At 50.1% G+C, this 10646-nt stretch carries 23 protein-coding genes and 1 pseudogene; 23 read left to right on the forward strand and 1 reads right to left on the reverse strand.

Translation table 11 applies throughout. From position 1 onward, the window contains the following. The 3 genes and pseudogenes from tuf to bfr all read left to right on the forward strand — a co-directional run. Positions 1-157 (forward strand): annotated as a pseudogene (tuf, locus tag USH94_RS21620) (elongation factor Tu); the annotation flags it as partial. Between the two features lie 178 nt (positions 158-335). Then, a complete protein-coding gene (gene bfd, locus USH94_RS21625; protein WP_008503493.1) occupies positions 336-530 on the forward strand; it encodes a bacterioferritin-associated ferredoxin in 195 nt (64 codons plus the stop codon). A gap of 72 nt (positions 531-602) precedes the next feature. Continuing rightward, entirely contained in the window at positions 603-1079 is a 477-nt protein-coding gene (gene bfr, locus USH94_RS21630) for a bacterioferritin (protein ID WP_008503492.1), read from the forward strand. On the opposite strand, the gene USH94_RS21635 is transcribed toward bfr, so the two are convergent. Continuing rightward, positions 1063-1536, reverse strand: a complete 474-nt coding sequence (locus USH94_RS21635) for a prepilin peptidase (RefSeq protein ID WP_111966070.1) — start codon at positions 1534-1536, stop codon at positions 1063-1065. The genes bfr and USH94_RS21635 overlap by 17 nt on opposite strands. Before the next feature lie 380 nt (positions 1537-1916). On the opposite strand from USH94_RS21635, the gene rpsJ reads away from it, so the two are divergent. The 20 genes from rpsJ (at position 1917) to rpmD (ending at position 10643) form a co-directional block, all read left to right on the forward strand. Further along, positions 1917-2228 (forward strand): 30S ribosomal protein S10, encoded by a 312-nt coding sequence (gene rpsJ / locus USH94_RS21640; RefSeq protein ID WP_001181005.1) that lies wholly within the window; start codon positions 1917-1919, stop codon positions 2226-2228. A gap of 32 nt (positions 2229-2260) precedes the next feature. Next, the gene (rplC, locus tag USH94_RS21645; RefSeq protein ID WP_003863274.1) at positions 2261-2890 is read left to right on the forward strand and encodes a 50S ribosomal protein L3; all 630 of its coding nucleotides are present in this window, start codon (positions 2261-2263) and stop codon (positions 2888-2890) included. Positions 2891-2900: 10 nt separating this feature from the next. Then, on the forward strand, positions 2901-3506 hold the full coding sequence (rplD, locus tag USH94_RS21650) for a 50S ribosomal protein L4 (RefSeq protein WP_000424395.1): 606 nt from the start codon (positions 2901-2903) through the stop codon (positions 3504-3506). Further along, positions 3503-3805, forward strand: a complete 303-nt coding sequence (gene rplW / locus USH94_RS21655; RefSeq protein ID WP_000617546.1) for a 50S ribosomal protein L23 — start codon at positions 3503-3505, stop codon at positions 3803-3805. The genes rplD and rplW overlap by 4 nt, the downstream gene beginning before the upstream one ends. 17 nt (positions 3806-3822) lie before the next feature. Beyond that, positions 3823-4644: a 50S ribosomal protein L2 gene (gene rplB, locus USH94_RS21660; RefSeq protein WP_008457150.1), complete on the forward strand. Its 822-nt coding sequence runs from the start codon at positions 3823-3825 to the stop codon at positions 4642-4644. Positions 4645-4660: 16 nt separating this feature from the next. Then, a complete protein-coding gene (gene rpsS, locus USH94_RS21665) occupies positions 4661-4939 on the forward strand; it encodes a 30S ribosomal protein S19 (protein WP_001138117.1) in 279 nt (92 codons plus the stop codon). A 14-nt stretch (positions 4940-4953) separates the two neighbouring features. After that, positions 4954-5286 (forward strand): 50S ribosomal protein L22, encoded by a 333-nt coding sequence (gene rplV / locus USH94_RS21670; RefSeq protein ID WP_002919773.1) that lies wholly within the window; start codon positions 4954-4956, stop codon positions 5284-5286. Positions 5287-5303: 17 nt separating this feature from the next. Then, the gene (rpsC, locus tag USH94_RS21675) at positions 5304-6005 is read left to right on the forward strand and encodes a 30S ribosomal protein S3 (RefSeq protein WP_000529945.1); all 702 of its coding nucleotides are present in this window, start codon (positions 5304-5306) and stop codon (positions 6003-6005) included. 12 nt (positions 6006-6017) lie between these two features. Next, positions 6018-6428, forward strand: coding sequence for a 50S ribosomal protein L16 (gene rplP, locus USH94_RS21680; protein WP_002919759.1), 411 nt, complete (start codon positions 6018-6020; stop codon positions 6426-6428). Further along, on the forward strand, positions 6428-6619 hold the full coding sequence (gene rpmC / locus USH94_RS21685) for a 50S ribosomal protein L29 (protein ID WP_003863282.1): 192 nt from the start codon (positions 6428-6430) through the stop codon (positions 6617-6619). Before rplP ends, rpmC begins: the two co-directional genes overlap by 1 nt. Continuing rightward, a complete protein-coding gene (gene rpsQ, locus USH94_RS21690; protein WP_008503489.1) occupies positions 6619-6873 on the forward strand; it encodes a 30S ribosomal protein S17 in 255 nt (84 codons plus the stop codon). Before rpmC ends, rpsQ begins: the two co-directional genes overlap by 1 nt. A 166-nt stretch (positions 6874-7039) precedes the next feature. Next, a complete protein-coding gene (rplN, locus tag USH94_RS21695) occupies positions 7040-7411 on the forward strand; it encodes a 50S ribosomal protein L14 (protein WP_002919748.1) in 372 nt (123 codons plus the stop codon). A 10-nt stretch (positions 7412-7421) separates the two neighbouring features. Then, positions 7422-7736, forward strand: a complete 315-nt coding sequence (gene rplX / locus USH94_RS21700; protein WP_003863287.1) for a 50S ribosomal protein L24 — start codon at positions 7422-7424, stop codon at positions 7734-7736. Between the two features lie 14 nt (positions 7737-7750). Continuing rightward, a complete protein-coding gene (rplE, locus tag USH94_RS21705) occupies positions 7751-8290 on the forward strand; it encodes a 50S ribosomal protein L5 (protein WP_001096202.1) in 540 nt (179 codons plus the stop codon). Positions 8291-8304: 14 nt separating this feature from the next. Next, entirely contained in the window at positions 8305-8610 is a 306-nt protein-coding gene (gene rpsN, locus USH94_RS21710; RefSeq protein WP_003863291.1) for a 30S ribosomal protein S14, read from the forward strand. Positions 8611-8640: 30 nt separating this feature from the next. Beyond that, a complete protein-coding gene (gene rpsH / locus USH94_RS21715) occupies positions 8641-9033 on the forward strand; it encodes a 30S ribosomal protein S8 (RefSeq protein ID WP_006178918.1) in 393 nt (130 codons plus the stop codon). A gap of 12 nt (positions 9034-9045) precedes the next feature. Beyond that, complete coding sequence (gene rplF, locus USH94_RS21720) at positions 9046-9579, forward strand: 50S ribosomal protein L6 (protein ID WP_003863296.1); 534 nt, start codon at positions 9046-9048, stop codon at positions 9577-9579. 9 nt (positions 9580-9588) lie between these two features. After that, positions 9589-9942: a 50S ribosomal protein L18 gene (gene rplR / locus USH94_RS21725; protein ID WP_003863297.1), complete on the forward strand. Its 354-nt coding sequence runs from the start codon at positions 9589-9591 to the stop codon at positions 9940-9942. 14 nt (positions 9943-9956) lie between these two features. After that, entirely contained in the window at positions 9957-10457 is a 501-nt protein-coding gene (gene rpsE / locus USH94_RS21730) for a 30S ribosomal protein S5 (RefSeq protein WP_003863299.1), read from the forward strand. Positions 10458-10463: 6 nt separating this feature from the next. After that, entirely contained in the window at positions 10464-10643 is a 180-nt protein-coding gene (rpmD, locus tag USH94_RS21735) for a 50S ribosomal protein L30 (protein WP_003863301.1), read from the forward strand. Positions 10644-10646: the final 3 nt, after the last annotated feature.

Genomic DNA, 10646 nt, shown 5'->3' on the forward strand with positions numbered 1-10646 from the left:
ACTGCCAGAAGGCGTTGAGATGGTAATGCCAGGCGACAACATCAAGATGGTTGTGACTCTGATCCACCCAATCGCGATGGACGACGGTCTGCGTTTCGCAATCCGTGAAGGCGGCCGTACCGTTGGCGCGGGCGTTGTTGCTAAAGTTCTGGGCTAATTAATTATCCCCGAATAAAAAAGGACGCTTCGGCGTCCTTTTTGTTATCTGCCGCTCAGGTATTTGTCACAAAATTTCGCATTTTTTGCCTGCTCCCGCCCCGCATTCTGGCGTTTGTGCTATTGTAATCATAACCATTCTCACTTACACTTTGCGCATAATTTGAACGGGAGTTTATATGTACGTTTGTTTATGTAATGGTGTAAGCGACAAAAAAATACGTCAGGCCGTTCGCCAGTTCCAGCCCCAGTCATTCCAGCAGCTTCGCAAATTTGTTCCGGTGGGAAATCAATGCGGTAAATGTGTACGTGCTGCGCGAGAGATCATGCAGGACGAACTGATGCAGATCCCGGAATACAAAGAGATCGCGTAAGCGCCCATCTTTTTTTTGACATCCCTGTAGCCCGATCTACGCTTCAATGAGTGGAAGCGGAGGGACTATATAATGAAAGGTGATGTTAAAATCATAAGTTATCTCAATAAATTATTGGGAAATGAGCTTGTCGCAATCAACCAGTACTTTCTTCACGCGAGAATGTTCAAAAACTGGGGACTCAAACGTTTAAACGACGTTGAGTACCATGAATCTATAGATGAGATGAAACACGCTGATAAATATATCGAGCGTATTTTATTCCTTGAAGGCATTCCAAACCTGCAGGATCTCGGCAAGCTGGGCATCGGAGAAGATGTCGAAGAGATGCTGCGTTCCGACCTTAGGCTGGAGCTTGAAGGTGCCAAAGATCTCCGTGAAGCCATTGCCTATGCTGACAGCGTACATGACTACGTCAGTCGCGATATGATGATCCAGATCCTGGCCGATGAAGAAGGCCATATTGACTGGCTGGAAACGGAGCTGGATCTCATTGCTAAAATTGGCCTGCAAAACTATCTTCAGTCACAGATTAAAGTGGAAGAATAAGCAACGTCTTCCAGCCAACGCATAAACCCGCTGCTGCCAGAAATGGCCCAAAAGGCAGCGGGTTTTTTATTGCCTTCTTATCAGGGCGGATTAACGAAAAAACAAGAATGCAGAGAAGCGCCATCAGTGCTGCAAGCAACGCCAGCGTAGGCAATACGCACCAGCCATGCCATGCACCCAGTGCCGCCAGGTATTTTACATCGCCATATCCCATACCTTCACGCCGGCGGATAAACCAGTAGCCCCAGTAAATAATGGCAAAGCCGATATATCCAGCCATCGCACCCGCCACCGCGCTCGGCAGAAAATCAGGTTGGATACAGAGTTGAAAGAGCAGGCCCGCCCATAGCAGCGGGCAGAGAAATTTATCGGGAAGCAGACCGTAACGAATATCGGCATGTACCAGTAAGGCAGTCAGCGAAAGATAGATCAGCAGAAAGGGGAGGGTGGTTAGCATGAAAAAGGCCTCAAGCGGGTTTGAGCGCATACTCGTTATAATCGGCCTTGCCGGCAACGCATAAAAAACGGAGACGCGTAGCGGCTCGAAACAAAGCATCGACGCAGATTACATTGCATAAAATGTTGCGCGCTCTTACGAATACTGCGCCTTTGGCGCTTAATTTCTAAACGGCACTTGCGTCTTGCCCAGATTTACGTATAATGCGCGGGCTTGTCGTAATTGACGGCGGGTTCAATCAGAACCAGAGTAGCTCATTTTGTTACTCAACAATGCTCCCAATTGGGGAGCTACGTAAGAACGGTTACACTCTCCCATCAATCGTAATGGGTTTGAGGAGTAATCATTTTCGTTTATAAAATAATTGGAGCTCTGGTCTCATGCAGAACCAAAGAATCCGTATCCGCCTTAAAGCGTTTGATCATCGTCTGATCGATCAATCAACCGCGGAAATCGTCGAGACTGCTAAGCGCACTGGTGCGCAAGTCCGTGGTCCGATCCCGCTGCCGACCCGCAAAGAGCGCTTCACCGTTCTGATCTCCCCGCACGTCAACAAAGACGCGCGCGATCAGTACGAAATCCGCACTCACAAGCGTCTGGTTGACATCGTTGAGCCAACTGAGAAAACCGTTGATGCTCTGATGCGTCTGGATCTGGCTGCCGGTGTAGACGTGCAGATCAGCCTGGGTTAATCAGGTCATCGAGCGATTGAGAGGTTGAAACAATGATTGGTTTAGTCGGTAAAAAAGTGGGTATGACCCGCATCTTCACTGAAGATGGCGTTTCTATCCCAGTAACCGTAATCGAAGTTGAAGCAAACCGCGTTACTCAGGTTAAAGATCTGGCTAACGATGGCTACCGCGCTATTCAGGTTACCACTGGTGCTAAAAAAGCTAACCGTGTAACCAAACCAGAAGCGGGTCACTTCGCTAAAGCTGGCGTAGAAGCTGGCCGTGGTCTGTGGGAATTCCGTCTTGCTGAAGGCGAAGAGTTCACCGTAGGTCAGGACATTAGCGTTGAGCTGTTTGCTGACGTTAAAAAAGTTGACGTAACCGGTACCTCTAAAGGTAAAGGTTTTGCTGGTACCGTTAAGCGCTGGAACTTCCGTACCCAGGACGCTACTCACGGTAACTCCTTGTCTCACCGCGTTCCGGGTTCTATCGGTCAGAACCAGACTCCGGGCAAAGTGTTCAAAGGCAAGAAAATGGCAGGTCAGCTGGGTAACGAACGTGTAACCGTTCAGAGCCTGGACGTAGTACGTGTTGACGCTGAGCGCAACCTGCTGCTGGTTAAAGGTGCAGTTCCGGGTGCAACCGGTAGCGACCTGATCGTTAAACCAGCTGTGAAGGCGTAAGGGGATAGCAATGGAATTAGTATTGAAAGACGCGCAGAGCGCGCTGACTGTTTCCGAAACTACCTTCGGTCGTGATTTCAACGAAGCGCTGGTTCACCAGGTTGTTGTTGCTTATGCAGCTGGTGCTCGTCAGGGTACTCGTGCTCAGAAGACTCGTGCTGAAGTAACTGGTTCTGGCAAAAAGCCATGGCGCCAGAAAGGTACCGGCCGTGCGCGTTCAGGTTCTATCAAGAGCCCGATCTGGCGTTCAGGTGGCGTGACCTTTGCTGCGCGTCCACAGGACCACAGTCAAAAAGTTAACAAAAAGATGTACCGCGGCGCGCTGAAAAGCATCCTGTCCGAACTGGTACGTCAGGATCGTCTGATCGTTGTCGAGAAGTTCTCTGTTGAAGCGCCTAAAACTAAGCTGCTGGCACAGAAACTGAAAGACATGGCTCTGGAAGATGTGCTGATCATCACCGGTGAGCTGGACGAGAACCTGTTCCTGGCCGCACGTAACCTGCACAAGGTTGACGTACGCGATGCGACTGGTATCGACCCGGTTAGCCTGATCGCCTTCGACAAAGTCGTAATGACTGCTGATGCTGTTAAGCAAGTTGAGGAGATGCTGGCATGATTCGTGAAGAACGTCTGCTGAAGGTGCTTCGCGCACCGCACGTTTCTGAAAAAGCGTCTACTGCGATGGAAAAAACAAACACCATCGTTCTCAAAGTTGCTAAAGACGCGACCAAAGCAGAGATCAAAGCTGCTGTGCAGAAACTGTTTGAAGTCGAAGTCGAAGTCGTTAACACCCTGGTAGTTAAAGGGAAAGTTAAACGTCACGGACAGCGTATCGGTCGTCGTAGCGACTGGAAAAAAGCTTACGTCACCCTGAAAGAAGGCCAGAATCTGGACTTCGTTGGCGGCGCTGAGTAAGTCGGAGGAGTAATACAATGGCAGTTGTTAAATGTAAACCGACATCTCCGGGTCGTCGCCACGTAGTTAAAGTGGTTAACCCTGAGCTGCACAAGGGCAAACCTTTTGCTCCGTTGCTGGAAAAAAACAGCAAATCCGGTGGTCGTAACAACAATGGCCGTATCACCACTCGTCACATCGGTGGTGGCCACAAGCAGGCTTATCGTATTGTTGACTTCAAACGCAACAAAGACGGTATCCCAGCAGTTGTTGAACGTCTTGAGTACGATCCGAACCGTTCCGCGAACATCGCGCTGGTTCTGTACAAAGACGGCGAACGCCGTTACATCCTGGCCCCTAAAGGCCTGAAAGCTGGCGACCAGATTCAGTCTGGCGTTGATGCTGCAATCAAAGCAGGCAACACCCTGCCGATGCGCAATATCCCGGTTGGTTCTACCGTTCATAACGTAGAAATGAAACCAGGTAAAGGCGGTCAGCTGGCACGTTCCGCTGGTACTTACGTTCAGATCGTTGCTCGTGATGGTGCTTATGTCACCCTGCGTCTGCGTTCTGGTGAAATGCGTAAAGTCGAAGCAGACTGCCGCGCTACTCTGGGCGAAGTTGGCAATGCTGAGCATATGCTGCGCGTTCTGGGTAAAGCAGGTGCTGCACGCTGGCGTGGTGTTCGTCCTACCGTTCGCGGTACTGCGATGAACCCAGTCGACCACCCACATGGTGGTGGTGAAGGTCGTAACTTTGGTAAGCACCCGGTATCTCCGTGGGGCGTTCAGACCAAAGGTAAGAAGACCCGCAGCAACAAGCGTACTGATAAATTTATCGTACGTCGCCGTAGCAAATAATTTTAGAGGATAAGCCATGCCACGTTCTCTCAAGAAAGGTCCTTTTATTGACCTGCACTTGCTGAAGAAGGTAGAGAAAGCGGTGGAAAGCGGAGACAAGAAGCCCCTGCGCACTTGGTCCCGTCGTTCAACGATCTTTCCTAACATGATCGGTTTGACCATCGCTGTCCATAATGGTCGTCAGCACGTTCCAGTCTTTGTTACCGACGAAATGGTTGGTCACAAACTGGGTGAATTCGCACCGACTCGTACTTATCGCGGCCACGCTGCTGATAAAAAAGCGAAGAAGAAATAAGGTAGGAGGAAGAGATGGAAACTTTAGCTCAACATCGCCATGCTCGTTCTTCTGCTCAGAAGGTTCGCCTTGTTGCTGACCTGATTCGCGGTAAGAAAGTGTCGCAGGCCCTGGACATCCTGACCTATACCAACAAGAAAGCTGCGGTATTGGTCAAGAAAGTACTGGAATCTGCCATTGCTAACGCTGAACACAACGATGGCGCTGACATCGACGATCTGAAAGTCGCGAAAATTTTCGTAGATGAAGGCCCAAGCATGAAGCGCATTATGCCGCGTGCGAAAGGTCGTGCAGATCGCATCCTGAAGCGCACCAGCCACATTACTGTGGTTGTGTCCGATCGCTGAGACTCTGGAGACTAGCAATGGGTCAGAAAGTACATCCTAATGGTATTCGCCTGGGTATTGTAAAACCATGGAACTCTACCTGGTTTGCGAACACCAAAGAATTCGCTGACAACCTGGACAGCGATTTTAAAGTACGTCAGTACCTGACTAAGGAACTGGCTAAAGCGTCTGTATCTCGTATCGTTATCGAGCGTCCAGCGAAGAGCATCCGTGTGACTATTCACACTGCTCGTCCTGGCATCGTTATCGGTAAGAAAGGCGAAGACGTAGAAAAACTGCGCAAGGTCGTAGCGGATATCGCTGGCGTTCCTGCACAGATCAATATCGCTGAAGTTCGTAAGCCTGAACTGGACGCTAAATTGGTTGCTGACAGCATCACTTCGCAGCTGGAACGTCGTGTTATGTTCCGTCGTGCTATGAAGCGTGCTGTACAGAACGCAATGCGTCTGGGCGCTAAAGGTATCAAAGTTGAAGTTAGCGGCCGTCTGGGCGGCGCGGAAATCGCACGTACCGAATGGTACCGTGAAGGTCGCGTACCGCTGCACACTCTGCGTGCTGACATCGACTACAACACCTCTGAAGCGCACACCACTTACGGTGTAATCGGCGTTAAGGTATGGATCTTCAAAGGTGAGATCCTGGGTGGTATGGCTGCTGTTGAACAACCGGAAAAACCGGCTGCTCAACCTAAAAAGCAGCAGCGTAAAGGCCGTAAATAAGGAGCGTCGCTGATGTTACAACCAAAGCGTACAAAATTCCGTAAAGTGCACAAAGGCCGCAACCGTGGTCTGGCGCAGGGTACGGATGTTAGCTTCGGCACTTTCGGTCTGAAAGCTGTTGGCCGTGGTCGTCTGACTGCACGTCAGATCGAAGCAGCACGTCGTGCAATGACCCGTGCAGTTAAGCGTCAAGGTAAGATCTGGATCCGTGTATTCCCGGACAAACCGATCACCGAGAAGCCGCTGGAAGTTCGTATGGGTAAAGGTAAAGGTAACGTGGAGTACTGGGTTGCCTTGATCCAACCGGGCAAAGTCCTTTATGAAATGGACGGTGTTCCGGAAGAGCTGGCCCGTGAAGCCTTCGGCCTGGCAGCAGCGAAACTGCCTATCAAAACCACCTTTGTAACTAAGACGGTGATGTAATGAAAGCAAAAGAGCTGCGTGAAAAAAGCGTTGAAGAGCTGAACGCTGAGCTGCTGAACCTGCTGCGTGAGCAGTTCAACCTGCGTATGCAGGCTGCAAGTGGCCAGCTGCAACAGACTCACCTGCTGAAGCAAGTGCGTCGCAATGTTGCACGCGTTAAGACTTTACTGACTCAGAAGGCGGGTGCGTAATGACCGATAAAATCCGTACTCTGCAAGGTCGTGTTGTTAGCGACAAAATGGAGAAATCCATTGTTGTAGCTATCGAACGTATTGTGAAACACCCGATCTACGGTAAATTCATCAAGCGTACGACCAAACTGCACGTACATGACGAGAACAACGAATGTGGTATCGGCGACAAGGTTGAAATCCGTGAATGCCGTCCACTGTCCAAGACTAAGTCCTGGACGCTGGTTCGCGTTGTAGAGAAAGCGGTTCTGTAATACAGTACGCCTTCTCAATACGAATAAACGGCTCAGCGATGAGCCGTTTATTTTTTCTACCCATATTGCAGAAGCGGTGTTATAATGCCGCGCCCTCGATATGGGGCTTTTTAACGGCTCTGATTTTAGAGTCTCAGGTAGTAGTTGACATTAGCGGAGCACTAAAATGATCCAAGAACAGACTATGCTGAACGTCGCCGACAACTCCGGTGCACGTCGCGTAATGTGTATCAAGGTTCTGGGTGGCTCGCACCGTCGCTACGCAGGCGTAGGCGACATCATCAAGATCACCATCAAGGAAGCAATTCCACGTGGTAAGGTCAAAAAAGGTGATGTGCTGAAGGCGGTAGTGGTGCGCACCAAGAAGGGTGTTCGTCGCCCTGACGGTTCTGTCATTCGCTTCGATGGTAATGCATGCGTTATTTTAAACAATAACAGCGAGCAGCCTATCGGCACGCGTATCTTTGGGCCGGTAACTCGTGAACTTCGTACTGAGAAGTTCATGAAAATTATCTCTCTGGCACCAGAAGTACTCTAAGGAGCGAATCATGGCAGCGAAAATCCGTCGTGATGACGAAGTTATCGTGTTAACCGGTAAAGATAAAGGTAAACGCGGTAAAGTAAAAAATGTTCTGTCTTCCGGCAAACTTGTCGTTGAAGGTATCAACCTGGTTAAGAAACATCAGAAGCCGGTTCCGGCCCTGAACCAACCAGGTGGCATCGTTGAAAAAGAAGCTGCTATTCAGGTTTCTAACGTTGCAATCTTCAATGCGGCTACCGGCAAGGCTGACCGTGTAGGCTTTAGATTCGAAGACGGCAAAAAAGTCCGTTTCTTCAAGTCTAACAGCGAAACTATCAAGTAATTTGGAGTAGTACGATGGCGAAACTGCATGATTACTACAAAGACGAAGTAGTTAAAAAACTCATGACCGAGTTTAACTACAATTCTGTCATGCAAGTCCCTCGGGTCGAGAAGATCACCCTGAACATGGGTGTTGGTGAAGCGATCGCTGACAAGAAACTGCTGGATAACGCAGCAGCTGACCTGACAGCAATCTCCGGTCAAAAACCGCTGATCACCAAAGCACGCAAATCTGTTGCAGGCTTCAAAATCCGTCAGGGCTATCCGATCGGCTGTAAAGTAACTCTGCGTGGCGAACGCATGTGGGAGTTCTTTGAGCGCCTGATCACTATTGCTGTTCCACGTATCCGTGACTTCCGTGGCTTGTCCGCTAAGTCTTTCGACGGTCGTGGTAACTACAGCATGGGTGTCCGTGAGCAGATCATCTTCCCAGAAATCGACTACGATAAAGTCGACCGCGTGCGTGGTTTGGATATTACCATTACCACTACTGCGAAATCTGACGAAGAAGGCCGTGCTCTGCTGGCTGCCTTTGACTTCCCGTTCCGCAAGTAAGGTAGGGTTACTGAATGGCTAAGCAATCAATGAAAGCACGCGAAGTAAAGCGCGTAGCTTTAGCTGATAAATTCTTCGCTAAACGCGCTGAACTGAAAGCGATCATTTCTGATGTGAACGCTTCCGACGAAGATCGTTGGAATGCGGTTCTCAAGCTGCAGTCTCTGCCGCGTGATTCCAGCCCGTCTCGTCAGCGTAACCGCTGTCGTCAAACAGGTCGTCCACATGGTTATGTGGGCAAGTTTGGGTTGAGCCGTATCAAACTGCGTGAAGCCGCCATGCGCGGTGAAGTGCCAGGCTTGAAAAAGGCTAGCTGGTAATTACCAATTGAATCACGGGAGTAAAGACAGATGAGCATGCAAGATCCGATCGCGGATATGCTGACCCGTATCCGTAACGGTCAGGCCGCGAACAAAGTTGCGGTCACCATGCCTTCCGCCAAGCTGAAAGTGGCAATTGCCAACGTGCTGAAGGAAGAAGGTTTTATCGAAGATTTTAAAGTTGAAGGCGACACCAAGCCGGAACTGGAACTTACTCTCAAGTATTTCCAGGGTAAAGCTGTTGTAGAAAGCATTCAGCGTGTCAGCCGCCCAGGCCTGCGCATCTATAAGAAAAAAGATGAGCTGCCAAAAGTTATGGCTGGTCTTGGTATCGCAGTTGTTTCTACCTCTAAAGGTGTTATGACTGATCGTGCAGCGCGCCAGGCTGGTCTTGGTGGCGAAATTATCTGCTACGTAGCCTAATCGGAGGAAAGAATGTCTCGTGTTGCTAAAGCACCGGTCGTTATTCCTGCCGGCGTTGATGTAAAAATCGACGGTCAGGTTATTACGATCAAAGGTAAAAACGGCGAGCTGACTCGTACCCTCAACAAAGCTGTTGAAGTTAAACATGCAGATAACGCTCTGACCTTCGGTCCACGTGATGGTTTCGTGGATGGATGGGCTCAGGCTGGTACCGCGCGTGCCCTGCTGAACTCAATGGTTGTTGGTGTTACCGAAGGCTTCACTAAAAAGCTTCAGCTGGTTGGTGTAGGTTATCGTGCAGCTATCAAAGGGAATGCAGTAGGCCTGTCTCTGGGCTTCTCACACCCTGTTGAGCATCCGCTGCCGGCCGGTATCACTGCAGAATGTCCGACTCAAACTGAAATCGTGCTGAAAGGCGCTGATAAACAGCTGATCGGCCAGGTTGCAGCAGATCTGCGCGCCTACCGTCGTCCTGAGCCTTACAAAGGCAAGGGTGTTCGTTACGCCGACGAAGTCGTGCGTACCAAAGAGGCTAAGAAGAAGTAAGGTAACACTATGGATAAGAAATCTGCTCGTATCCGTCGTGCGACCCGCGCACGCCGCAAGCTCAAAGAGCTGGGTGCAACTCGCCTGGTGGTACATCGTACCCCGCGTCATATTTACGCACAGGTAATTGCACCGAACGGTTCTGAAGTTCTGGTAGCTGCTTCTACTGTAGAAAAAGCTATCTCAGAACAATTGAAGTACACCGGTAACAAAGACGCCGCTGCAGCTGTAGGTAAAGCTGTTGCTGAACGCGCTCTGGAAAAAGGCATCAGCAATGTTTCCTTTGACCGTTCCGGGTTCCAATATCATGGTCGTGTCCAGGCACTGGCAGATGCTGCCCGTGAAGCTGGCCTTCAGTTCTAAGGTAGAGGTGTAAGATGGCTCACATCGAAAAACAGGCTGGCGAACTGCAGGAAAAGCTGATCGCGGTAAACCGCGTATCTAAAACCGTTAAAGGTGGTCGTATTTTCTCCTTCACAGCTCTGACTGTAGTAGGCGATGGTAACGGTCGCGTTGGTTTTGGTTACGGTAAAGCGCGTGAAGTTCCAGCAGCGATCCAGAAAGCGATGGAAAAAGCCCGTCGCAACATGATTAACGTCGCGCTGAACAACGGCACCCTGCAGCACCCAGTTAAAGGTGTTCACACGGGTTCTCGTGTATTCATGCAGCCAGCTTCAGAAGGTACCGGTATCATCGCCGGTGGTGCAATGCGCGCCGTTCTGGAAGTTGCTGGGGTTCATAACGTTCTGGCTAAAGCATATGGTTCCACCAACCCGATCAACGTGGTTCGTGCAACTATTGATGGCCTGGAAAATATGAATTCTCCAGAAATGGTCGCTGCCAAGCGTGGTAAATCCGTTGAAGAAATTCTGGGGTAATTGACCATGGCAAAGACTATTAAAATCACTCAAACCCGCAGTGCAATCGGTCGTCTGCCGAAACACAAGGCAACGCTGCTTGGCCTGGGTCTGCGTCGTATTGGTCATACCGTTGAGCGCGAGGATACTCCTGCTGTTCGTGGTATGGTCAACGCGGTTTACTTCATGGTTAAAGTTGAGGAGTAAGAG

The organism is Enterobacter sp. 148H3, assembly GCF_034107425.1.
Classification (GTDB): domain Bacteria; phylum Pseudomonadota; class Gammaproteobacteria; order Enterobacterales; family Enterobacteriaceae; genus Enterobacter; species Enterobacter vonholyi.

Bases quoted from the DNA above. Each gene is read 5' to 3' on its own strand.
- bfd (WP_008503493.1), top strand. From the start codon at position 336: ATGTACGTTTGTTTATGTAATGGTGTAAGCGACAAAAAAATACGTCAG.
- bfr (WP_008503492.1), top strand. From the start codon at position 603: ATGAAAGGTGATGTTAAAATCATAAGTTATCTCAATAAATTATTGGGA.
- USH94_RS21635 (WP_111966070.1), bottom strand. From the start codon at position 1,536: ATGCTAACCACCCTCCCCTTTCTGCTGATCTATCTTTCGCTGACTGCC.
- rpsJ (WP_001181005.1), top strand. From the start codon at position 1,917: ATGCAGAACCAAAGAATCCGTATCCGCCTTAAAGCGTTTGATCATCGT.
- rplC (WP_003863274.1), top strand. From the start codon at position 2,261: ATGATTGGTTTAGTCGGTAAAAAAGTGGGTATGACCCGCATCTTCACT.
- rplD (WP_000424395.1), top strand. From the start codon at position 2,901: ATGGAATTAGTATTGAAAGACGCGCAGAGCGCGCTGACTGTTTCCGAA.
- rplW (WP_000617546.1), top strand. From the start codon at position 3,503: ATGATTCGTGAAGAACGTCTGCTGAAGGTGCTTCGCGCACCGCACGTT.
- rplB (WP_008457150.1), top strand. From the start codon at position 3,823: ATGGCAGTTGTTAAATGTAAACCGACATCTCCGGGTCGTCGCCACGTA.
- rpsS (WP_001138117.1), top strand. From the start codon at position 4,661: ATGCCACGTTCTCTCAAGAAAGGTCCTTTTATTGACCTGCACTTGCTG.
- rplV (WP_002919773.1), top strand. From the start codon at position 4,954: ATGGAAACTTTAGCTCAACATCGCCATGCTCGTTCTTCTGCTCAGAAG.
- rpsC (WP_000529945.1), top strand. From the start codon at position 5,304: ATGGGTCAGAAAGTACATCCTAATGGTATTCGCCTGGGTATTGTAAAA.
- rplP (WP_002919759.1), top strand. From the start codon at position 6,018: ATGTTACAACCAAAGCGTACAAAATTCCGTAAAGTGCACAAAGGCCGC.
- rpmC (WP_003863282.1), top strand. From the start codon at position 6,428: ATGAAAGCAAAAGAGCTGCGTGAAAAAAGCGTTGAAGAGCTGAACGCT.
- rpsQ (WP_008503489.1), top strand. From the start codon at position 6,619: ATGACCGATAAAATCCGTACTCTGCAAGGTCGTGTTGTTAGCGACAAA.
- rplN (WP_002919748.1), top strand. From the start codon at position 7,040: ATGATCCAAGAACAGACTATGCTGAACGTCGCCGACAACTCCGGTGCA.
- rplX (WP_003863287.1), top strand. From the start codon at position 7,422: ATGGCAGCGAAAATCCGTCGTGATGACGAAGTTATCGTGTTAACCGGT.
- rplE (WP_001096202.1), top strand. From the start codon at position 7,751: ATGGCGAAACTGCATGATTACTACAAAGACGAAGTAGTTAAAAAACTC.
- rpsN (WP_003863291.1), top strand. From the start codon at position 8,305: ATGGCTAAGCAATCAATGAAAGCACGCGAAGTAAAGCGCGTAGCTTTA.
- rpsH (WP_006178918.1), top strand. From the start codon at position 8,641: ATGAGCATGCAAGATCCGATCGCGGATATGCTGACCCGTATCCGTAAC.
- rplF (WP_003863296.1), top strand. From the start codon at position 9,046: ATGTCTCGTGTTGCTAAAGCACCGGTCGTTATTCCTGCCGGCGTTGAT.
- rplR (WP_003863297.1), top strand. From the start codon at position 9,589: ATGGATAAGAAATCTGCTCGTATCCGTCGTGCGACCCGCGCACGCCGC.
- rpsE (WP_003863299.1), top strand. From the start codon at position 9,957: ATGGCTCACATCGAAAAACAGGCTGGCGAACTGCAGGAAAAGCTGATC.
- rpmD (WP_003863301.1), top strand. From the start codon at position 10,464: ATGGCAAAGACTATTAAAATCACTCAAACCCGCAGTGCAATCGGTCGT.